The sequence below is a fragment of the Acinetobacter tianfuensis genome, assembly GCF_003611465.1.
GTDB classification, from domain to species: Bacteria; Pseudomonadota; Gammaproteobacteria; order Pseudomonadales; family Moraxellaceae; genus Acinetobacter; species Acinetobacter tianfuensis.
In genome coordinates, this window is the sequence record NZ_RAXV01000008.1 from 44572 (window position 1) to 65311 (window position 20740).

Consider the following 20740-nt stretch of genomic DNA (forward strand, 5'->3'; position numbering starts at 1 on the left):
GGATAAAATCATGAGTATTTTAGTTATCGCTGAGCACGACAACAAAGCATTAAATGCTGCTACTTTAAACGTTGTTGCTGCAGCTCAAAAAATCGGTGGTGATATCACTGTATTAGTTGCTGGTTCTGGCGCTCAAGCCGTTGCTGACCAAGCTGCTAAAGTTGCTGGCGTAAGCAAAGTATTGCTTGCTGACGATGCTGCTTATGCAAATCAATTGGCTGAAAACGTTGCTAAGCTAGTTGCGTCTTTAAGCGGTTATACACACATTCTTGCTGCGTCTACAACAACGGGCAAAAACGTGCTTCCACGTGCTGCTGCGCTTCTTGATGTAAGCATGATTACTGACATCATTGCTGTTGAAGGTCCAAAAACTTTCAAACGTCCTATCTATGCAGGTAACGCGATTGCAACTGTAGAATCTGGTGAATCAGTTGTTGTTGCAACTGTTCGCGGTACTGCATTTGACGCTGTTGCAAACGACGGCGGTTCGGCTGCAGTTGAAGCTGCTGCTTCTACTGGTGATGCTGGCATTTCTAAGTTTGTTTCAGAAGAAATCGTGAAGTCTGAACGTCCTGAACTTACAGCTGCTCGCATTGTCGTATCTGGCGGCCGCGGTGTTGGTTCTGGTGAGAACTATCATACAGTACTTGATCCACTTGCTGACAAGCTTGGTGCTGCTCAGGGTGCTTCACGTGCTGCGGTTGATGCTGGCTTCGTTCCAAACGATATGCAAGTTGGTCAAACTGGTAAGATCGTTGCTCCTGAATTGTATATCGCTGTAGGTATCTCTGGTGCGATTCAGCACTTGGCAGGTATGAAAGAATCTAAAGTGATCGTTGCGATCAACAAAGATGAAGAAGCGCCAATTAATGCAGTAGCTGATTACTGGTTAGTCGGTGACTTAAATACTGTAGTTCCAGAATTAGTATCTAAAATCTAATTACTGAACACAGTTCAAACACCCTCAAAAGAGCAGCTGCAGTGATGTATGCTGTTTCTTGGGGGTGTTTTTTTATGCCTGAAAAAAAGTGCATGCTTACTTTTTTGGGGATTTTTAATATTTATATCAATTATAGATTTTTAGTTTAGAGACCTGTTTTGAATCTAATTTTTAGCGCAAGGTTTTTAAGCGCAGAGAGATTGACCTACTAGGCATAATTTTGCTGATAGCGTCAGTTATTTTGTATTTTATCTGCATATTTTACTTTATTTGATGAAACGGCTTACAAAAGCTCTATAAACGGCTGTTCTATTATTTTTGTATGTATCAATTGAGCTGTCAGATGATCAGGCGCTGTTTTAGCAGCAGTCTTTGAGTGCGGCTCTATTTGCTGAAATGGCCAACAATTTATTTCCGGTCTTTATTGATGTATTTGATTGCACAGCCTGTATTTATACGTTTGTCAAATATCTGTATCCGAATTTATCTTACAGCTTTAAATGATGTGTATGTCAGCATTGGCCTTAGCATGAACTTTGGGTGTTTTTGCAGGGCGGGACGCAATTAAAAATAAGATGGAGCAGCCTGCAGCATTATTGCAGAACACTGCTGAGCATCATGTGCTGGAAGATGTGCACGAGCTTCTGTGAATGTGAGAGATAAGATTAGGCATCTTGGGGCTTAAACCTTAGCCAACGCAAGCGGCATGCGCTTCAAAATGCGCTGCAGAGCAGTTGTTTAAATACTGAAAGTCAGACACTTTGAGTGATGAAAATCCAATGAAAGATGAGCCTCTGGAACAGGAGGCTTTTTCGCAGGTTTTAGTAAATAATCTGTTGAAAATATATACCAAAATTCATGGTTATAGATCGTAATCTTTGAAGCAAAAACCAGTGCTTTTATGCTATACTGCAGGACTGAATTTTTTAATATTGGTTCATATTTTGTGAACTGATTTTTAGCTGATTTTACGATATAAATGCGGGCAGAATTCTGCTTGTATAACAAGGAGTATGCATGAGCGTATCGGAAATTAGACCGATTGCCATTGAGGATGAACTTAAAAGCTCATATCTCGATTATGCCATGAGCGTGATTGTTTCACGTGCATTGCCAGATGTGCGAGATGGTTTAAAACCTGTTCATCGTCGTGTGCTTTTCGCAATGCACGAATTGGGCAATGATTACAACAAAGCATACAAAAAGTCTGCCCGTGTAGTCGGTGATGTTATCGGTAAATATCACCCGCATGGTGATTTTGCTGTATACGAAACGATTGTCCGTATGGCGCAGGATTTTAGTCTTCGCTACCAGTTGGTAGACGGTCAGGGTAACTTTGGCTCTGTAGACGGCGACAGCGCTGCTGCGATGCGTTATACCGAAGTCCGCATGCGTAAGCTGACCCATGAGCTTTTGGCTGATCTTGAAAAAGATACAGTTGAATGGGAAGACAACTACGACGGTTCTGAGCGTATTCCTCAAGTTATGCCGACACGTGTGCCTAACTTGCTGATTAACGGTGTGACCGGTATTGCAGTGGGTATGGCGACCAATATGGCGCCGCATAACATGACTGAAGTGGTCAATGCATGTTTAGCTTATGCCAATAATCCGCAGATCAGCATTGAGGGCTTGATGGAACATATCTCTGGTCCAGATTTCCCTACAGGCGGTATCATTTACGGTAAATCAGGCATTGTTGATGCTTACCGTACAGGTAAAGGCCGCTTGCATATCCGCGGTAAATATCACTTCGAAGAAGATCAGAAAACTGGCCGTACAACCATCGTATTCACTGAAATTCCTTATCAAGTGAATAAAGCAAAAACGATTGAACGTATTGCTGAGCTGGTGAAAGAGAAAAAGCTGGAAGGTATTTCTGAGCTTCGTGATGAGTCTGATAAAGACGGCATGCGTATCGCGATTGACTTAAAACGCGGTGAAAATGCAGAAGTGATTGTGAACAATTTGTTCCAAAATACTCAATTAGAGAATTCTTTCAGCATCAATATGGTGTGTTTGGATAATGGTCAGCCTAAGCTGATGAATCTAAAAGACATCATTGCGGCATTTATTCGTCACCGTCAAGAGGTGGTTACACGCCGCACGATGTACGAGTTGCGCAAGGCGCGTGAACGAGGCCATATCTTAGAAGGTCTGACTGTTGCGCTTGCGAATATTGATGCAATTATTGAGACGATTAAAACCTCTGCAAACCCAAGCGAGGCGCGTGAGCGTTTACAAGCGGGCGAGTGGGCTGGCGGCGGTGTTCTTGCATTGCTTGAAAAAGCAGGCGCTGTATCTGTACGTCCAGACGAAATTGAAGGCGAAGATCCGAGCCGTCCATTTGGTTTGACTGGTGAAATCTACCGTTTGTCTCCAACGCAAGTGGGCGCGATCTTAGAACTTCGTTTACACCGTTTGACAGGTCTTGAACAAGACAAACTGCAAGCTGAATATACTGAAATTTTGGCTCAAATTGCTGAATATACTGCTATTTTAAATGACTTCAACTTGTTGATGAATGTGATTAAAGAAGAACTTGCTTTAATCTTGCAGCAGTATGGCGATGCGCGTAAAACTTCAATTGTGGAATCTCGTATTGATTTCTCACGTGAAGATTTAATTCCTGAAGAGCAAATGGTGCTGACTGTTTCTCAGTCAGGCTATGCGAAAACTCAGCCGCTTTCTGATTATGCGGCGCAGCGCCGCGGCGGCCGCGGTAAATCTGCAACATCGATGAAAGAAGATGATTACATTCAGCATCTGATTGTGACATCAAGCCATGCAACCGTGCTTTGCTTTACCAACGTCGGTAAGGTTTACCGCTTGCGTGTGTTTGAAGTACCTCAAGCATCCCGCGGTGCAAAAGGCCGTCCAATGGTGAATTTATTGCCGCTGGATGATAACGAAACAATTACAGCGATCTTGCCTGTAATCGATGCGCCGAAGAAATTCAAAGAGCGTTTAGCTGATTTCCGTACGTTTGTGAAAGCCAATAAAACACAGTTACAGCAAAATGAAATCATTGCAAATCATTATGATGCCCTAGAAGCTGCTTTTGCAGAGATTGCAGATGGTGATGATCTTACTGATGCATTGCGCGTTCAATTGAAAGAATTGGGTGTAGAGCTTTCTGCAACGGATTTGGACGATGAAATTGTTGCTGAGTTCGCAGAGCTTGCTGAAAACTTACGTAAGAATTTCTACGTATTCATGGCAACTGAATTCGGTACGATTAAACGTGTTGAATTAGATCAGTTCTCAAATGTGCGTTCAAATGGCTTACGTGCGCTTGAATTGGTGGAAGGCGATACCTTAATTGGTGTGGCGATCACCGACGGCGAGCAGCAAATTATGCTGTTCTCGAATGAAGGTAAAGCCATCCGTTTTGCTGAAACTGATGTTCGGGCAATGGGCCGTTCTGCTAAAGGTGTACGCGGTATGCGCGTGACTATTGGCGCTGCTCAATCTGAAGAAGCAGAAGAAGCAGATGTAGATTCTGATGATGAAGATACAGATGCAAACTTCTTGAGCCGTATCGTATCATTGGTGGTTGTACCTGAAACAGGTGAAGTACTGTGTGCTTCTGCAAACGGTTATGGTAAACGTACACCAGTGGATGACTTCCCGACGAAGAAGCGCGGCGGTAAAGGCGTAATTGCAATTAAAACCTCTGACCGTAACGGTGAGCTGGTTGGTGCTGTTGCAATTGATGCATCTAAAGAGTTGATGCTGATTTCTGATGGCGGCACGCTCGTGCGGACCCGCGCTTCTGAAGTTGCTCAAACTGGCCGTAATGCACAAGGTGTCCGTTTGATCCGTTTAGGTGAAAATGAAACACTGGTGGGTGTTGAAGCGATTGAAGCAGTTGAAGAAGACGAGTTTTTAGAAGATGAAACATTGGCAGCAGAAGCTGTGAATGCCTCAGACGAAGAAAATGTTATTGAAACTGAAGAACGTGAATCTGATCTTGAATCTGATCTGAACGAAACAGAAGAAGACTAAGCTTCAGCTGTATAAAAAAGGGCGCTTCGGCGTCCTTTTTTATCTATATAGACGTTAGCTTGATACGGAAAAATTGAACATGAAAATGAAATACGCAGTGATTGCTTCAATAGTCGCTTTGGCAGGATGTTCGGGTACGCAGCTGCCAGATCCGAGCGAACAGCAGACACAAGCTGCGCAGCAAGCTTATGATGATTTGCGTTTGCAAAAGTTTGATGATCTTATGGTGCACTTAGAACCTGAACTACAGGATTATTTCAAAAATAATGAGCGTGAGCTGCATAAGTTTTCGCGCAATTTACCGAAAGCCGATTATCGTACACGTAAAATTGTTGCGAAAAATCAGCAAGAAGATAGCACAAAGCTAAGCAAGTATACAGTGACTTATGAATATGGCTATGAGAAAAACTTAGTGCAATATGATGTCAGCTTTGATAAAGCGGGCGGCAGCAGTAAAATTCGTGATTTAAATGTATCTGTATTTGGTGAGTCAATCAAATAAGATGGTGTGAATGTGATTTATATATATCACAGCAGTTAAGTGAAGCTTTAAAAGGATGCTTAGGCATCCTTTTTTATGCTGTTCACTTTCAGTTTTAAGCGGTAATAGGCAATGCCAAAACAGCATAAACCGAAAATAAATAAATACAGCAGTTTAGGCCAAACATAAGCGCTTGGAACCCCCATTTGATTCAGCTGGATAAACATTTGAATCCCTTGGGTTGAGGGTAATGCAAGGGCTGCGATGTGCATCCATTCCGGCATTGCCGCTAAAGGCCAAGCTGCGCCAGATAATAAAAACAGCGGTATAGAAGTAAAGACAAAAACATGTCCAGTACGTTCCGGCATATCTAAAAATGAAGCGCAAAGCAATGCTAGGCTAATAATGCAGCCGATATAGATAGGTACACTGAACAGCATGCCCAAGAAGTTGCCGCCGCGGGGGTAGTCATACAGCCAAAAAGTAAATCCGAACAGGTAAAAACAGCCTAAACAGCCAATGGTTAAAATCGCTAAAAAAATACCAGCCATTTCAGCCCGCTGAGGCTGCCATCTTCGTTCACGATAACCTGCAATCAGCATGCAGACTCCCAGTAAAACCGTTTGGTGGATAATCAGCGGCGCAACAGCAGGGAAGATATAGCTGCCATAGCCTGAAAGGGTATTAAATAAAGGGATTTGATGCACAGATATTGCGGGTGAAAAATGTGAAATGCTGCCAAATTTTTCTGCCTGTTCAGCAAGAGCATGTTCGATAGAAGAGGCAAGTCCTAAGCCAATCTGTTTGGTTTTTAAAAAATTGGCTGCGCTGAGATACAAGCCAATGCCGCCAGTTTCACCGCGCCTGATGCTGTTGCTTAAATTTTCAGGCAGGAGCAGTATGCCGTCGGCCTGCTGAGTTTCAATCATCTGTTCGGCTTCTGCAAAATTTCCAGTTATGGCTTTAATTTCAACATTCGGGCTTTTTGCAACTTGGCTGATAATTGCAGCGCTCATTGCACTTTGTTCTTCATCCGCAATGACAATAGGCAAGGCTTCAGCTTGCTGTGACTGATAGGCGGTTGGATAGAAGAAGCTGTATAAGAATACTGAAAGGATCAAAGTGGTTAAAATGGATGAATCGGCAGCAATATTTTTAAATGTTTGGCAGTAATGGCGCCAGAGCTGTTTCATAGGCTGGACTCCCGGGCACGTTTAATAAGCAGTGCATAAGAGACTGCCAGCCAAATTGCAGCATAAAGGCATAGTGCAAGCAGAGGCTGCAGTGAAAATGCTATAGGGCTGCCAATCACCCATTGTTCTGTCTGTAATTTGGCATAGGGAGTATAAGGAATAATATTGGCCCAAAATTTGGTAAACAGCGGTGCGTTATTTAAAGGTAAAGTTACGCCTGCAAAACTGAGCGATGAGCCGCCATATACCGCAATAATGCCAAAAGTTTTGCTGAGGTTGCCTGTGGCTAAAACCAGTGCGCTGCTGATAAAAGCATAAGCGCTATAAAAGATGAGTTGCGCCAGCATGATCAGCCAAACATGTCCGGCAGCAAACCAGCCGCGGACATCCATCAGCCAAAACATCCATAACCATGTCCATAAGCTGAAAATAATGATATAGCACAAATTTTTAGACAGCAGTGCCTGCCAGATGCCTGATTGCAGCCAAGATTTTTCAGTCTGAAATTTAAATTCCTGTCCGACTGAAAATGCGACGCAGCAGCAGAGCAATAAATGCAATATTGCCGGGATCATATAGGGTTCTAAATAAAACTCATAATTTAGACCAGGGTTGTATAAGGCCGAGATTTTGACATGCGGTGAGGGTGCTTCCAAATAAGGCAGCCGGTTGTTTAAATAATCACGGCCCGTAAAATTGGCCAGAGCTTGCAAGGTGCTGCTGAGCATTGCAGAAGAAACGGTATTGCCTACACTGAAGTAGCTTTGATTGAAGGCGATACTGATTTCTGCATCTTTAGCCTGTACTAAACGCTGTTCTGCTCCAGCTGGAATATGTACATAGCCCCAAATTTTATTTTTATTCAGCAGCTGTTCAGCTTCAGCGGGCTGATCTGTAACTGCGGCAATATGCAGTGTTTCGCTGGCAGACAGATAATGCTGAATATTGCTGCTGAGTGCGCTGCGGTCTTGGTCAATAATTGCAATAGGAAGATGTTCAGGTTTGCCTTTAGCAAACATGGAGGTGAATAGTAGGATGACCAGTAAAGGCGCAAGCACAGCAAGAAAGAAGTCCCATTTGTGCTTCAGCAGATAGTCGATTTCCCGCCATAGGCCCGCCGGCATAGTTATTTGGCCTCTTGTATTTTAAACAAAACGCTCATGCCGGCTTTTAAGTCTGCAATAGGCCGCGCAGGGACAAGTTCAACTTTGAAACTGCGGATGTCATAACCGCCAGTTTGCCGTGTGGTTTTAATGGTCGCAAATTCGCCTTCTGCGCTGATCTGCTGAATTTTAAAGTCTGCATTTAAATTCAGTGCTGGAATATAGCCTTTCATACTTTGAACTTGATAGACCGCCGCATATTGATCTTCACGGATATTCAGGCTGACATGCATGTCATGGTCAACAATAATGCTGGCAACTGGTACACCCATGGCGACTAACTCAGACACTTTGCCGTAAGTCTTGGAAATGGTGCCGTCAATTGGCGAGAGCAGTTTAGTTTCTGCTTCTAAAGCATTGGCTTCTGCAACGGCTGCATTGGCAATATCGACTTGTGCATCTGCAGAGGATTTTTGCTGCGGCGTACTGCCGCGCTGAGCGCGGACATATTGCTGATAAGCAGCTTCTGTCATGCTTGCGGAGGAGAGTGCTGCAGCATGCAGTTCATCACGGCGCTGGCGGGAAATAACCCCTTCTTTATATAAATTTGCACCGCGCTGATAGGTGGTTTGCGCTAAATCCTGCTGTGCTTTCATGGCGTGCCAATTGGCCTGCAGTGTTGCAATATTTTCAGTCTGTGAGCCGCGCTCAGCCGTGGACTGCATTGCAAGAGCAGATTGCAATGCGGCTAAAGCCTGCTGTTTTTTAGCATTCACTTCAGGGCTGAACAGCCGAACAATTTCTTGGCCTTTATGTACTTTTTGCCCTTCGCGCACATATATTTCTTCTATGCGGCTGGGTACTTTGGTTGCGATATGAATCGTTTCCGCTTCGACACGGCCTTGCAGCTCAATCTCTTTTGGCTGGTAGCTTTTCCATAGGCCAAAAGCAATTACGCTTAAAATAACGAAAATCAAGGCGAACAGAATCCATTTAAGAGCTGCCGGTTTTTTCTTTGTTTCAGCCGCGGCAATATCTGTCTGCTTGTCAGTATCAGCGGGCAGATCTGAAAATTTTTCAGTGTTTTGTATTGAATTTTCAGTATTTTGCGCAGGTGCATCGGTACTGTTTTCTGAGCTCTGTTCATTTTGATGGTCTTGATTCATCTATTTTCCCCATCTGAATTAGCGTAAATAATGTGTATTCGGCTGCTGAATAAAGCCTTGAAAGCGCTGAATTGAACCATGACTTTGCAGCAGCGCCGCCAGCGACAGAATATATTTATAGGCATTCAGCGCATTTTCAGCACGAAGAATGGAGAGATTATTTTGTGCATCAATGACCTGTGCTGCTGTTCCCATATCTTCTTTAAACGACAGCTGCTGAATGCGTAAATTTTCCTGCGCTGCGCTAAGGTTTTGCTGCAGCAGCAGATCACTTTGCTGAGCGGTGTTTAGCTCACTGTAAGCGCTATAAATGACTGTTTCCAGCTCTTGCTGAGTCTGTGCTGTCATAAGTTGAGCCGCATAGCGCTGCAGTTCGGCTGCCTGCACATTTTTATTTTTGTCTATGCCAGAAAACAAATTGTAGCGGGCAGCGACACCTACAATCCAGTTTTCGTGCTGGTCAAGGCTATATTCTCCAAATGCAAAAACACTGGGCTTTTTTGCAGCCTGCTGGGCGCTGACATTGACTTGGGCCAGCTGCGTATCAGTGCGCAGTTTTTGCATCAGTGCAGATTGTTCAGGCAGGCTTTTTAAAAGCTGACTTAGAGCAAGCTGATGATCTCTGTTAATAAACAGCGGCGTTGTTAATTCTGTAATTTGGCTGCCATGCAGCATATTATTCAGCTTGAATAAACTGGCATCTAAGCTGGCATTTGCGTTGTGCAGTGATCTTGCTGCATTGTTGCGGGCCACTTCAAACTGCATGCGCTGGCCTTTGCTGATAAAGCCTTGTTTTTCCATTTTAAGCGCATTGGAGGTATGCTGCTGCATCGCTTCAAAATTATATAGACTGGATGCGCGCAGCTGTTTTTGCAGCTGTACATTAAAATATGCCTGTATCAGCTCAAAACGCTGCAAGTCTTGCTGCTGCTGTGTATTCAGCTGACTGCGCTGCGCTTTCAGCTGAGCTGCAGTTTTGGCATTTTGAGTCATTCCGCCGGTATACAGCGGCATCATGAGTGATACAGTTGGGCGGATCGTTTGGTCATCCAGCGTCAATTGAGATGAATCTGGGATTAAGCCAACACCGTCATGAATAGGCTGTTTTAAACTCTCTTTCAGCGGATCTGAAATTGCACCTAAATTCAGCTCATCGATTTTATTGTTTACGCCATTAGTCAGCGACTGTTCCAAATTATTTTTTACTGCGCCTAGAGGAACATCCAGTTCATTATGAAATGCGTAAGCGCGTACATTTAAATCTATGCGGGGCAAGCCAATGCCTTTAATTGCTTCAGCTTCCAGCTGAGAAGCCTGCTGCAGCGCCTGGTTAGCTTGGCTGCTGTATGCATTTTGCAAAATATTCTGTTCGGCTTGCTGATAGCTGATGCTGGCAGCCAGCAGTGCGGGAGAAGCGCAAAGGCAAAGCAGGCTCAAAAGACTGCGGCAGCTGCTATAGCGGGCAGCAGCGGTGGTTATTTTTAATTTTTTTCGGTGTTGAAAATGTGCTGGCATTATTCTGGCTCATTCGCATGAATGTCTTTTATTATAGTTGATACTAAACCGAACAGCGGCTTTGTCTGCTGAATATTTGCAGAGAATTGGCAAAGTTATTCCCTCATCACTCTTTTGGGGCGGCCTTTTTAATGTTTTAAGCGGATCTGCAGCTGCGGGCTCTAAAAAGTCTGTAAAAATTAAAATGCGGGTTTTATTGAAAATTTGACTGTAAATATTGCATTGGATTGGAATATTTACAGCTGAATATACTGCAAGCGCTGGTGATCTGTGGTTAAATGCCATCATTTTATTGTGTTTCACTTTGAAAGGAAAAATCATGCGCGCGTACAACTTCTGTGCTGGTCCTGCTGCATTGCCTACTGCCGTTTTAGAAAAAGCTCAAGCTGAGATGCTTGACTGGCAAGGCAAAGGCCTTTCCATTATGGAAATGAGTCACCGCAGTAAAGATTATGTTGCTGTCGCAGAGAAAGCTGAAGCGGATTTGCGCAAACTCATGAATATTCCAGATAACTATAAAGTACTGTTCTTACAAGGCGGCGCTTCACTTCAGTTTTCTGCTATTCCGCTGAATCTTTTGGGTAAAAACAGCAAAGCGGACTATATCCATACGGGTATCTGGTCTGAAAAAGCGTTAAAAGAAGCGCAGCGCTATGGTGACATCAATGTCATTGAAGCGGGCACAGCTGTAGACGGCAAGCTTGCGATTAAAGACCAAAGCGAATGGAATTTATCTGATGATGCAGCTTATGTGCATTATGCAGATAACGAAACGATCGGCGGCATTCAGTTTGCAAATATTCCAGAAACGGATAAACCTTTAGTTGCTGACTTTTCTTCAAGCATCTTGTCTGCACCTTTAGATGTATCTAAGTTTGGCTTGATTTATGCTGGCGCACAAAAAAATATTGGCCCAGCGGGTTTAACGATTGTAATTGTGCGTGAAGATCTGCTTGATCAGTCTAAAGCTGAAATTCCAAGCATTTTGAAATATTCTTCACAAGCGAAGAATGATTCTATGGTGAATACGCCATCTACTTATGCATGGTATTTATCAGGCTTAGTATTTGAGTGGCTGCTTGAGCAGGGCGGTGTAGACGCTATTTATAAAGCGAACTTGGCAAAAGCTGAATTGCTGTATAACTATATTGACTCAAGTGATTTCTACGCAAACCCGATTGCTGTAGCAAACCGTTCAATCATGAACGTGCCTTTCACTTTAGCGAAACCTGAACTTGAGAAACAGTTCCTGCAAGAAGCTGAACAAAATAATTTGTTAAACCTTGCTGGCCATCGTTCAGTGGGCGGTATGCGTGCAAGTATTTACAATGCTGTACCGCTTGAAGGCGTACAGGCGCTTGTAAACTTCATGGATGATTTTGCTAAACGCAATGCATAATTATTTATGCAATGAAAAAGCCCATCTTAAAGATGGGCTTTTTTTATATTCGATGAAAGTTAAAGGATAAAGGTATGCAGAATGAATGCACACATCAGCATGCCTAAAACAAAAAACAGGCAGGACATTGAATCGATTTGATATCGAGAATTGAGCTGCGTTTCGACGGTCTGGATATTTTCTTCTTGCACGACTTTCATAGATATTTATTTTCCGATCTATTTATCGTTAATTCCTATTTCTTAAATGCATTTTTATCATAAAAAATTGATTAAATAAAGTACTAAACTGAATGATGCTATAAACATATTTAGCCAGACTTAAAAATCGCTGCTGATTTCAATGAAAGCTGCTAATTTTCAACAGAATTTACAGTTTATAGATTATTTTAAATATTTTAATTTAGCTAAATTAAAGATTAATTTTTTAAAATAATTGAATTTAAAATTGTGGATAAGTGTATTTTAAAATGAATTTAAAAACATTAACTGCACAAAAACTGTGGATATTTATAAAATAGATACAATTTTATAGCCTAAAAAAATAAGCGGGTTTTAAAACAATAAAATTCTGATTTATCAGGATTTTATTGTTTTTTGGCTGAAAAGCTTTGGTTATGCTTTGCTGTAAATATTGGCTTGCAGCCATACATTGCCGCGGATGAACTGACCGATACTAAAGTCTTTAAATTGTGCATCACGGGTGGCAATCCGCATCAGGGTCGCGGGTTGATCACCTTCGTGAATAAGCGTCACATCATACAGCGTGTATTCCTGATCCATAAACTGCATAGCAGTTTTGCCGACAATGCTGCCTTGGAACCAAGCTTCATCTTCTTGACCAAGGGTTTCGCCGTACAGGTAAGCGACCATTTTCGAGAAGTTAACAGTGACGGGCGCTTTGTCGTCTTCGGACTGCGGCTCCCAAGCATCCAGCAGCTCTTGCAGGTTTTCAGGCGCAACACCATTATTGGCCGCTAAAATATCATTTAAGGCGCGGTGGTGTTTGATCGATGCAGGATCATCGACCACCAGCTGCTCATGTTCGGTTACAGCTTCAAGCTGATAAGCCCAGCCATTCAGCTGTACTGCATATTCTTGATCATGCTGATATTGGTTGTGGTTAACGCTATATAGGCTGTCATAAGCATAGACAACACTGCCGCTGCCGACATTTAGCTGTAAGACTGCTTGGGTATTGGTTTTACAGGTAATGATGCGTTCAATTTTGGCTTTGACTTTATATGGGCTGTCAAAGCATGGAAAAGCAGTTTTCACAGATTTAGGCTTATTGTTTTCAACTGCAATCACTTGGCTAAGCTGAACAGAAGCTTTGCTTGGCCCTTGAATTAGCCATGTTTCAGCATCCATGTCGTTTTCTTCAGCACAAAGACCCATTGGCATGATGGGGGCATCAAGCGCTTGACCTAGCCATTTTGGCACATCAGCAGCAGGCTGGTCTGTCAGCAGGTTCCAGTGTTCAATGTGGCTGCCGAAGTTATGATCTTCAATGGTGATGATTTCAGGTCTGTTTTGATTTTTCATATTCACAATTGATGCTGGATTGTTATCTAAGTATTAAATCGAGGGTTATTTTCAATTTTCAAGTCTATAGCGCTAAATATTCCATAACATGACACTTTTTTCTGTCTACAGCATGTAAAAAGTGAATGAATAGTGAGATACGTTCAGAATACTGATGAGCAATACCAGTGACAGATGGCTATGCGTTCCTTGTTCATTTTTCTGCTTTATTGTTCAATCACGCTGCATGATGCTGTGAAACATTGTTTACATATTCAATGTGGAACATGGAAAATCGTCAAAAAAATGAATAAGTAGGTTTGGGGTTTTTAGTAATAAGGTATTGAAAAATATGTAATAAATTGAATATTTCGTGTAGCGTGTATTATGTTAATTTAACTTTAAACATTGAGATCCATTAATTAAATCTGGATCATTTTTCAAAAGATTTAAATATTCACTTTGCAACACAAAAGTTTTACTCAAGGTTGTATCATATCGTTTTGCTAATTCTTTTCTTTCCAAATGATTCTGATATTTTTTCAAAAATTTATTAATAATACACATTGAATCAATAGCATCTCCCGATATTAACCTGTAACTTGTAATGTCTTTCTTATAGTCTACCCCCCCCATATCATAAGTATTAAAAAGTGATTCAATTTCACTCAAAGCATATAAATATAAGTGATCGTTAACTTCCGAAGGTTTTTCCGAATTTTTATATGCAGCTCGATATACAAAGCTTGCACTTTCTAGACTACTTGAAATAGCCATAATTTTTGTTTGTACTATTTGTTTATCTAACTCGCCTTCATCGATTGTATTTTTTTTAGCGTTAGAGCAAGAAGAAAGAAGCATAGAGCAAATTAATAGAGAGAAGATCTTTTTCATTAATACGTTCCATCAAATTTTTCAAATTCTTCTTTTCTAGGAGTTCTGTAGCCTTCTGAAACAGCAAAACTATGAGCTTGCTTATTCCAGCTTTTTCCAAAAATCATCGTATACAATCTTTCACTAATCATAAAAGGACCACCATTTTTTAGAATTTGTCCAGCTTTACCGACATATTCTGCTTTGGAGAACATACCATAGCCAGCTGGCGTAAGCTGAATGATATCTTCCTTATTTTTATAATGAGCAGCAACTCGAATTTTAAATGTATCTTTTAATAATTCAGTGGCTGCTATCAGTGCTTTGTCTTTACTAACCTTAGTCATATATGTAGCAAATTTGAGATACATCATTGTGTGAAAATATTCAGTATAAATAAATCCAGGTGTATCTTTCTCAATTTGCCTTAAATCAAACTCCAAACCGAATCTTAAAGCCATATCATATTCAAAGGGTTGTCGTCTCTTAATATGATCCCAAAGATGCTGTGGAATACAAAAAGTATAAGGTACTATTTGCTTCACTTTAATTAAGTTTTGCCAACCTTCACATGCTGTAAGAAATTCATCATCAGCTCGGCACATGTTGACTGTTCCTTTTAAATCAATTCGTTCCGCTGCTTGAGCCTGAATAGGAGTTTTATCGTAATTGCTATGATAGATTAAGCGGCCAGTATCACTCATTTTTTTTCCTAGTATTATTTATAAGGGATCTAATGTCTTCGACAAGTCCAACGTTATAAGTTCAATAGCTTCTGGCTGATGCTCGCTTTCGTAAATTGCTGTCATGCCATTTTCATCTGTATAGCCTTGAACTAATAATTCCCCTGATTCTTTGCTATAAAGTTCATACAACATATCTGAAAGTAATTCCTGAGAATCTTCATCTATAATTTTGAACTGAATTTTATGGATTTCTTTCGCAATATCCTCAACCAAACTACTCATGATAGGTGTGGTTTTTGTTGAGATACTAGAAGTAGAACTAGCTCCACCGCTTGTGCCAACAACATGAACTTGTTTTGGCATTAGAGTAGCACCACATGTGAACTTATCACCGACATAAGCGACTGCTTTACCATCAAAAATCACATGGTCATTGCTTTTAATCAAAGTAGACCACGTTTTACATTTTGGACAAGCAAAACCATCTCCCGCACGAAGAAATAAATTCCCCATTTGTGAGCTTCGAGATTGAGTGGATATCACAGTTCCACCATGACTTGTTGTAGAACCGTGGATGCCAAAACCTTTAGTCATTATTTGAATCTCCATAAACTGAAGTCATAAACTCTTCTGGAATCATCGCATTATGATATAGATGTAAGACATGAGAGGTCATCGGACTATCAATAATTTCATCACCATTTTCTAATGGTGAACCAATAAGTGCTGCGGATCGATTATAAACAGTGATGGCACTACCGGCGCCAGAGATAATTTTTGCCGTTGAACCATCAGCATATATCGCTTCATCACCTACTAAAGCTAAAGAAATACCTTTAACTTTATAAGTATCAGTAGAGGCTCTGATTAATCCACCTTTTTTCGTTTTAGCACCATTAAATGCAGTAAAAAATTTGGTATACGGCTTATTATTCCAATAGAGTTGTTCTGCTTGGTGAATCTTTTGAGTATCATCTTGAGAAAGCTTTTTTAACTGCTCTTCTGGCAGTTCATGCAAAAGTAAAAAATTATTCATATAGAGAAAGTTCAGTATTTAAATGACAAACAAATTCTTCAACAGTGGGGATTACTCCCGCATCATCTACAGTTGGAAAAATACAGAATTTAATATTTTTTTCTAAAAAATGTGGCAAATATTCATCTATAAATTGCTCAATGCCCAGCCAGGTTGGTTGAAAACTTTCCCAACCATTAACTCTACATAAGTTGGCATATTCTTCTGCAGGCCAAAGCGGTAAAATAAGTTTGAATTATCATCTTGAAGATAGGCGTACTCACCGCCAATGGGGCTATCTTCTAAGTCGCCATCATACTCCTCGCTTTTATATAACATCCAAATTTGATCACTACCAACAGTTTCTTTAATAAAATGAGAATATTTCTCAGGCGCAGGTAAGTTTAAAATGGCCTGAATTTGTTTTTGTAATAAGTTTGACATTAAATTTATATCCTTAATAGTTGCTTGTTTTGCTATTTCTATTATGTTTATGCTGAAGTTTAGGCAAAGTAATCCTAGACAGGATTATGGACAACCGACTCCCTTAAATGAAATACCCAAATTAAGCGTATTTTTAGTCATAACTTAATCTGCTGCTTATGTTTATTTGGATAAACATATTTCATAAGTTTGACTGATGCTATTCGAATAATTCGCCAGCAGATGGTTACTCTTAATCAATTACTGAAGCCAAAATTTGAAGATTTTATTATTTTAAATCAATTGTTTGTTAATGATAGATGGTGCTTTGTCAAATTTTGAGAAAGCAATGCATTAAATAGAGCAATATCACGTATTTCTATCATCTAAATTTGTTAAAATACTGATCATACTTTTGTACTGGAAGTGATTGTGCTGCCATTTAAACTTTGGGTAGATGCAGATGCATTACCTAAAATTTTGCGTGAAGTGATTATTCGCGCATCAGACCGTTATCAGCTGGAAGTTACTTTTGTTGCGAATCAAAACGTAGGCATCACGCCATCGGTACGAATTAATTCAATTCAGGTCATGAGCGGTGCAGATGCGGCGGATAAAGAAATCATCGATCGAATGAAAGAACACGATATTGTGATGACGCAAGATATTCCGCTGGCGGCGCAAGTGATTGAAAAGGGGGGTATCGCCATTCATCCGCGCGGTGAGGTGTATACTGTCGCCAATGTCAAAGCGCGATTACATTTGCGTGACTTTATGGACAGTCTGCGTGGCGCAGGCGTGCAAACAGGCGGGCCGCCGCCTATTTCAGAGCGTGACAAGCGCGAGTTTTCCAGCAGTCTGGATCAAACGATTTTAAAACAAAAGCGTAAAACTTCAATTTGATGCAGCCATCTAAAGCGAATCTCTCTGCAACTTATGGGCTTTTAGTTCTCATTTGGGCATCCACACCTCTGGCAATTGTCTGGAGTGTGCAAGATATTAATTTGTATTGGGCGCTGGCTTTGCGGTTTTTTATCGCATTGCCGCTGGCTGCTGTTATTTTATATTTAAGCCGTATCCCATTTCCGTTTAATGGACACGCACTGCACAGTTATTTGGCTGGCGCATGCAGCTTTATCGGTTCGCAGATTTTCACCTATATGGCGACCAGTTATTTAAGTTCAGGCATCATTGCATTGATGTTTGGCCTAGCGCCGATTATGACAGGGCTGATTGGGCATTTTGTATTTCGAGTTCATTTGCGCCGTTTGCAATGGCTGGGCATGATGATCGCGGTGTGCGGACTCGGCATTATTTGTTTAGGCGGCAGCGGGCAGCACGTGCATCCCATCGGCATTATGCTGATGCTGCTGAGTGTACTGATTTATTGTGTCTCTATTTTTTGGATTAAGAAGGTGAATGCGCCTGTAGAACCAATGGCGCAAGCTTTAGGGTCAATTGGTATTTCGGTAATATTTTCATTGTGTATGCTGCCGTTTATTTGGTCTGAAGCGCCTGCACAGCTGCCTGCGGCCAAATCGCTTTTCAGTCTGCTGTACGCCTCTGTCATGGCATCTCTGATTGCAATGTTTTGTTATTTTAAATTGGTTAGAAATATTCAAGCATCAACTTTATCTTTAACTACAGTCATGACGCCTATTTTAGCCATTTTGATTGGAGCACTGCTGAATAATGAAAAATTGACCATGATGGTGCTTTTCGGTGCAGCAGTTTTACTTTCAGGGTTACTTATATATTTTTATCAAGATTTTAGGGCGAACCGAAAATTCGCCCATAAACTGAATAAGCCCAGCAGCTAATCAGGGCTTATTTTGAGTTAATTCTACGCATTCTGCAATTTTAACGCGGTCTTGCGGGTGAAGAGTCAGAAAGTACGCGCCGATACGGTATTTTCCATTTTCCTCCTGACGGCTATAAACGACATGCGCCGTTGTTGCAATATGGAAATAGTTTTCCGGATGGCTGAGCGTCATGTGCAAGTATGAGCCTTCAGTGATTGGATTGTCGCTGAAAAAGCTTAAACCGGTTTCAGAAAAATTGACGTGCTGGGGCACAGGTAACATGCTTTGTACAATAGCATCGTATAAAGTGCCTGTAATCAGGTTTAATTTTTGGTTGAATAAGGATAAGATTCGTGAAATTTGTTGATCTTTTTCAGCTAATTGTTCTAATTCGTAGTTCAGCGCATGATCAAATTGATCTAATTCTGCAAGTAGTAGAAAATAGCGCGGTAAGATAAAATTAGGATCGTAAGGATCATTCAGCGCAACCTCATCAGAAATCATCTGATAGTTGATTCGCAAGGCAGCATCGATACGAGACATTACACGGCGTTCTGTTGAAGCGCTTTGATGCTGTAAATTTTCCATAATTATATTACCTCGGACTAGATGGTTATGTTTAAACCGATCTCGCTATATATAGGGTTGAGATACACTCGCGCACGGCGCAGTAACCACTTCATTTCTTTTATTGCTTTGGTTTCCATGATCGGCCTCACCTTAGGTGTGGCTGTACTTATTACAGTCCTTTCCGTAATGAATGGTTTTGATCGTGAACTAAAAAACCGTGTTTTGGGAATGATACCTCAAGCCACTGTTTCATCAACACAAATTTTAACAAATTGGCCAGATCTTGCAAAACAAATTGAAGATCATCCGCATGTTCAGGGCGTTGCGCCTTTTACGCAGCTGCAGGGAATGCTGACTGCGCAAGGCCAAGTTGCCGGTATTATGGTCACGGGTATTGAACCAAAATATGAAAAAAAGGTTTCAATTATTCAAAACCACATGGTGGAAGGCAGTATTGATAGCCTGAAAAAAGGCGAATTCGGTATTGTGCTGGGCAAGCAAATGACGGATGCCTTGGGTTTGGGGCTAAATGACAGCATTACCTTGGTGCTGCCTGAAGCAACACCTTCACCCGCGGGAGTCGTGCCGCGCTTTAAACGTTTTAAAGTGGTCGGCATTTTCAGCATCGGCGCAGAAGTTGATTCGATGATGGGCTATATTGCGCTGAATGATGCTTCGACTTTGCTTCGTTTGCCGGATGGCGCGCAGGGTGTGCGTATGAAGCTGGATGATATTTTTGCTGCGCCTACAGTGTCGCAGGAAATTGTCAGCAAACTGCCTGCGAACTTCTATGCTTCAGACTGGACATATACGCACGGCAACCTGTTCAGCGCGATACAAATGGAAAAGGCCATGGTGAGCTTGCTGCTGTTTTTAATTGTACTGGTCGCGGCATTTAATATTGTGTCTTCGCTGGTCATGGTGGTGACAGATAAAAAATCTGATATTGCGATTTTGCGTACATTAGGCGCTTCACCTAGTACGATTACCCGTATTTTTATGGTGCAGGGCACGGTTATTGGTGTAATTGGCACGGTATCAGGCGCAATCTTGGGCATTATTGCCGCTTCCGGTATCAGCGGTTTTGTCGGCTGGTTAAATAACGCACTGGGTTTAAATATGTTTGATGCATATTTCATTAACTATTTACCGTCTTATTTAAGATGGCAAGATGTTTTGCTGATTGTAGTTTTATCTTTACTGCTGAGCTTCTTAGCAACGATTTATCCTGCGCTGCGCGCTGCGAAAATTCAGCCTGCGGAGGCACTGCGCTATGAGTAAGATTGTTTTAGATGCACAAAATATCAGCAAGTCATTTACCGATGGCAAAACCTCAGTTGACGTCATCCGAAACCTGTCCTTGCAAGTCAAAGAAGGCGAGTTTATTTCGATTGTCGGCTCCAGCGGTTCAGGCAAAAGTACATTGCTGCATGTTTTGGGCGGTTTGGACCGTCCTACCTCTGGGCAGGTGTTTCTAAATGGAACACGTTTTGACAGCTTGAATGAAGCAGAGCGCGGTTATATCCGTAACGAGCATTTGGGCTTTGTGTATCAGTTTCATCATTTATTGCCAGAGTTTTCTGCGCTGGAAAATGTAGCAATGCCTTTAATGCTCCGTAAGGGCGCGGATTTTAAAAAAGTGCGCAGCGAAGCAGAATATTTGTTAGAGCGTGTTGGTTTATCACACCGCTTAACACATAAGCCAGGGGAGCTTTCTGGCGGTGAGCGCCAGCGTGTCGCTATGGCGCGGGCCTTGGTTGCTCAACCAAAATTGATGATGGCAGATGAACCGACGGGCAACTTAGACCGTAAAACGGCATTGAAAATTTTTGAACTGCTGACTGAGCTGCGTCAAGAATTCAATATGGCCATGCTGATTGTGACGCATGATGAGTTTCTCGCTCAATCGGCCGATGCGGTGCTGCACATGCAGGATGGTGTCTGGGTTGATCAATAAGCGGTAATGCTTGATTAATTTAATGGATTAATCCTGTATGAATTGAAGCCCGCCTCGGCGGGCTTTATGATGCCTGCAATAAAAAT

Annotated in this window: 20 protein-coding genes; 8 read left to right on the forward strand and 12 right to left on the reverse strand. The window is 41.7% G+C overall.

Going from position 1 to position 20740, the window contains the following annotated elements; all coding sequences use genetic code 11:
• Positions 1-10: 10 nt before the first annotated feature.
• The 3 genes from D7V32_RS05305 (at position 11) to D7V32_RS05315 (ending at position 5450) form a co-directional block, all read left to right on the forward strand.
• Positions 11-940: an electron transfer flavoprotein subunit alpha/FixB family protein gene (locus D7V32_RS05305; protein ID WP_120401870.1), complete on the forward strand. Its 930-nt coding sequence runs from the start codon at positions 11-13 to the stop codon at positions 938-940.
• A gap of 1017 nt (positions 941-1957) precedes the next feature.
• Entirely contained in the window at positions 1958-4948 is a 2991-nt protein-coding gene (gene gyrA, locus D7V32_RS05310; protein ID WP_120401871.1) for a DNA gyrase subunit A, read from the forward strand.
• Positions 4949-5027: 79 nt separating this feature from the next.
• On the forward strand, positions 5028-5450 hold the full coding sequence (locus D7V32_RS05315) for a DUF3887 domain-containing protein (RefSeq protein ID WP_120401872.1): 423 nt from the start codon (positions 5028-5030) through the stop codon (positions 5448-5450).
• Between the two features lie 59 nt (positions 5451-5509).
• Here the strand turns inward: D7V32_RS05315 and D7V32_RS05320 are convergent, their stop codons facing one another.
• Genes D7V32_RS05320 through D7V32_RS05335 form a run of 4 tightly spaced genes read right to left on the reverse strand, consistent with a single transcriptional unit; the run spans position 5510 to position 10406 of the window.
• Complete coding sequence (locus D7V32_RS05320; protein ID WP_120401873.1) at positions 5510-6622, reverse strand: ABC transporter permease; 1113 nt, start codon at positions 6620-6622, stop codon at positions 5510-5512.
• Positions 6619-7746, reverse strand: a complete 1128-nt coding sequence (locus D7V32_RS05325; protein WP_120401874.1) for an ABC transporter permease — start codon at positions 7744-7746, stop codon at positions 6619-6621. The genes D7V32_RS05320 and D7V32_RS05325 overlap by 4 nt, the downstream gene beginning before the upstream one ends.
• Positions 7747-7748: 2 nt before the next feature.
• A complete protein-coding gene (locus tag D7V32_RS05330; protein WP_120401875.1) occupies positions 7749-8891 on the reverse strand; it encodes an HlyD family secretion protein in 1143 nt (380 codons plus the stop codon).
• 18 nt (positions 8892-8909) lie between these two features.
• Positions 8910-10406: a TolC family protein gene (locus D7V32_RS05335; RefSeq protein ID WP_120401876.1), complete on the reverse strand. Its 1497-nt coding sequence runs from the start codon at positions 10404-10406 to the stop codon at positions 8910-8912.
• Positions 10407-10725: 319 nt separating this feature from the next.
• Between D7V32_RS05335 and serC the strand changes: the two genes are divergently transcribed.
• Positions 10726-11805 carry a 3-phosphoserine/phosphohydroxythreonine transaminase gene (gene serC, locus D7V32_RS05345; protein ID WP_120401878.1) on the forward strand — a complete coding sequence of 360 codons (1080 nt, stop codon included), beginning with the start codon at positions 10726-10728 and terminating at the stop codon, positions 11803-11805.
• A gap of 614 nt (positions 11806-12419) precedes the next feature.
• On the opposite strand, the gene D7V32_RS05350 is transcribed toward serC, so the two are convergent.
• The 7 genes from D7V32_RS05350 to D7V32_RS05380 all read right to left on the reverse strand — a co-directional run bounded on the left by D7V32_RS05350 (position 12420) and on the right by D7V32_RS05380 (position 16346).
• A complete protein-coding gene (locus D7V32_RS05350) occupies positions 12420-13349 on the reverse strand; it encodes a hypothetical protein (protein WP_120401879.1) in 930 nt (309 codons plus the stop codon).
• A gap of 369 nt (positions 13350-13718) precedes the next feature.
• Entirely contained in the window at positions 13719-14222 is a 504-nt protein-coding gene (locus D7V32_RS05355) for a putative periplasmic lipoprotein (RefSeq protein WP_120401880.1), read from the reverse strand.
• Positions 14222-14905, reverse strand: a complete 684-nt coding sequence (locus D7V32_RS05360; RefSeq protein WP_120401881.1) for a hypothetical protein — start codon at positions 14903-14905, stop codon at positions 14222-14224. Before D7V32_RS05360 ends, D7V32_RS05355 begins: the two co-directional genes overlap by 1 nt.
• Positions 14906-14923: 18 nt before the next feature.
• On the reverse strand, positions 14924-15481 hold the full coding sequence (locus D7V32_RS05365) for a PAAR domain-containing protein (RefSeq protein WP_120401882.1): 558 nt from the start codon (positions 15479-15481) through the stop codon (positions 14924-14926).
• Entirely contained in the window at positions 15474-15923 is a 450-nt protein-coding gene (locus tag D7V32_RS05370; RefSeq protein WP_120401883.1) for a PAAR domain-containing protein, read from the reverse strand. Before D7V32_RS05370 ends, D7V32_RS05365 begins: the two co-directional genes overlap by 8 nt.
• Complete coding sequence (locus tag D7V32_RS17825) at positions 15916-16149, reverse strand: DUF2750 domain-containing protein (RefSeq protein WP_120401884.1); 234 nt, start codon at positions 16147-16149, stop codon at positions 15916-15918. Before D7V32_RS17825 ends, D7V32_RS05370 begins: the two co-directional genes overlap by 8 nt.
• Positions 16050-16346 carry a hypothetical protein gene (locus D7V32_RS05380; RefSeq protein WP_120401885.1) on the reverse strand — a complete coding sequence of 99 codons (297 nt, stop codon included), beginning with the start codon at positions 16344-16346 and terminating at the stop codon, positions 16050-16052. Before D7V32_RS05380 ends, D7V32_RS17825 begins: the two co-directional genes overlap by 100 nt.
• A gap of 399 nt (positions 16347-16745) precedes the next feature.
• Between D7V32_RS05380 and D7V32_RS05385 the strand changes: the two genes are divergently transcribed.
• Together D7V32_RS05385 and D7V32_RS05390 are read left to right on the forward strand one after the other, a co-directional pair.
• A complete protein-coding gene (locus tag D7V32_RS05385) occupies positions 16746-17228 on the forward strand; it encodes a YaiI/YqxD family protein (RefSeq protein WP_407641535.1) in 483 nt (160 codons plus the stop codon).
• Positions 17228-18145, forward strand: a complete 918-nt coding sequence (locus tag D7V32_RS05390) for a DMT family transporter (protein WP_120401887.1) — start codon at positions 17228-17230, stop codon at positions 18143-18145. Before D7V32_RS05385 ends, D7V32_RS05390 begins: the two co-directional genes overlap by 1 nt.
• Here D7V32_RS05390 and D7V32_RS05395 read toward each other — a convergent pair whose 3' ends face one another.
• The gene (locus D7V32_RS05395; protein ID WP_120401888.1) at positions 18146-18715 is read right to left on the reverse strand and encodes a PilZ domain-containing protein; all 570 of its coding nucleotides are present in this window, start codon (positions 18713-18715) and stop codon (positions 18146-18148) included.
• A 27-nt stretch (positions 18716-18742) separates the two neighbouring features.
• On the opposite strand from D7V32_RS05395, the gene D7V32_RS05400 reads away from it, so the two are divergent.
• Both D7V32_RS05400 and lolD read left to right on the forward strand, forming a co-directional pair.
• The gene (locus D7V32_RS05400) at positions 18743-19978 is read left to right on the forward strand and encodes a lipoprotein-releasing ABC transporter permease subunit (protein WP_120401917.1); all 1236 of its coding nucleotides are present in this window, start codon (positions 18743-18745) and stop codon (positions 19976-19978) included.
• Positions 19971-20654 carry a lipoprotein-releasing ABC transporter ATP-binding protein LolD gene (lolD, locus tag D7V32_RS05405; protein WP_120401889.1) on the forward strand — a complete coding sequence of 228 codons (684 nt, stop codon included), beginning with the start codon at positions 19971-19973 and terminating at the stop codon, positions 20652-20654. The genes D7V32_RS05400 and lolD overlap by 8 nt, the downstream gene beginning before the upstream one ends.
• The last annotated feature ends 86 nt before the right edge of the window (positions 20655-20740 follow it).

Bases quoted from the DNA above. Each gene is read 5' to 3' on its own strand.
- D7V32_RS05305 (WP_120401870.1), top strand. From the start codon at position 11: ATGAGTATTTTAGTTATCGCTGAGCACGACAACAAAGCATTAAATGCT.
- gyrA (WP_120401871.1), top strand. From the start codon at position 1,958: ATGAGCGTATCGGAAATTAGACCGATTGCCATTGAGGATGAACTTAAA.
- D7V32_RS05315 (WP_120401872.1), top strand. From the start codon at position 5,028: ATGAAAATGAAATACGCAGTGATTGCTTCAATAGTCGCTTTGGCAGGA.
- D7V32_RS05320 (WP_120401873.1), bottom strand. From the start codon at position 6,622: ATGAAACAGCTCTGGCGCCATTACTGCCAAACATTTAAAAATATTGCT.
- D7V32_RS05325 (WP_120401874.1), bottom strand. From the start codon at position 7,746: ATGCCGGCGGGCCTATGGCGGGAAATCGACTATCTGCTGAAGCACAAA.
- D7V32_RS05330 (WP_120401875.1), bottom strand. From the start codon at position 8,891: ATGAATCAAGACCATCAAAATGAACAGAGCTCAGAAAACAGTACCGAT.
- D7V32_RS05335 (WP_120401876.1), bottom strand. From the start codon at position 10,406: ATGCCAGCACATTTTCAACACCGAAAAAAATTAAAAATAACCACCGCT.
- serC (WP_120401878.1), top strand. From the start codon at position 10,726: ATGCGCGCGTACAACTTCTGTGCTGGTCCTGCTGCATTGCCTACTGCC.
- D7V32_RS05350 (WP_120401879.1), bottom strand. From the start codon at position 13,349: ATGAAAAATCAAAACAGACCTGAAATCATCACCATTGAAGATCATAAC.
- D7V32_RS05355 (WP_120401880.1), bottom strand. From the start codon at position 14,222: ATGAAAAAGATCTTCTCTCTATTAATTTGCTCTATGCTTCTTTCTTCT.
- D7V32_RS05360 (WP_120401881.1), bottom strand. From the start codon at position 14,905: ATGAGTGATACTGGCCGCTTAATCTATCATAGCAATTACGATAAAACT.
- D7V32_RS05365 (WP_120401882.1), bottom strand. From the start codon at position 15,481: ATGACTAAAGGTTTTGGCATCCACGGTTCTACAACAAGTCATGGTGGA.
- D7V32_RS05370 (WP_120401883.1), bottom strand. From the start codon at position 15,923: ATGAATAATTTTTTACTTTTGCATGAACTGCCAGAAGAGCAGTTAAAA.
- D7V32_RS05380 (WP_120401885.1), bottom strand. From the start codon at position 16,346: ATGTCAAACTTATTACAAAAACAAATTCAGGCCATTTTAAACTTACCT.
- D7V32_RS05390 (WP_120401887.1), top strand. From the start codon at position 17,228: ATGCAGCCATCTAAAGCGAATCTCTCTGCAACTTATGGGCTTTTAGTT.
- D7V32_RS05395 (WP_120401888.1), bottom strand. From the start codon at position 18,715: ATGGAAAATTTACAGCATCAAAGCGCTTCAACAGAACGCCGTGTAATG.
- D7V32_RS05400 (WP_120401917.1), top strand. From the start codon at position 18,743: ATGTTTAAACCGATCTCGCTATATATAGGGTTGAGATACACTCGCGCA.
- lolD (WP_120401889.1), top strand. From the start codon at position 19,971: ATGAGTAAGATTGTTTTAGATGCACAAAATATCAGCAAGTCATTTACC.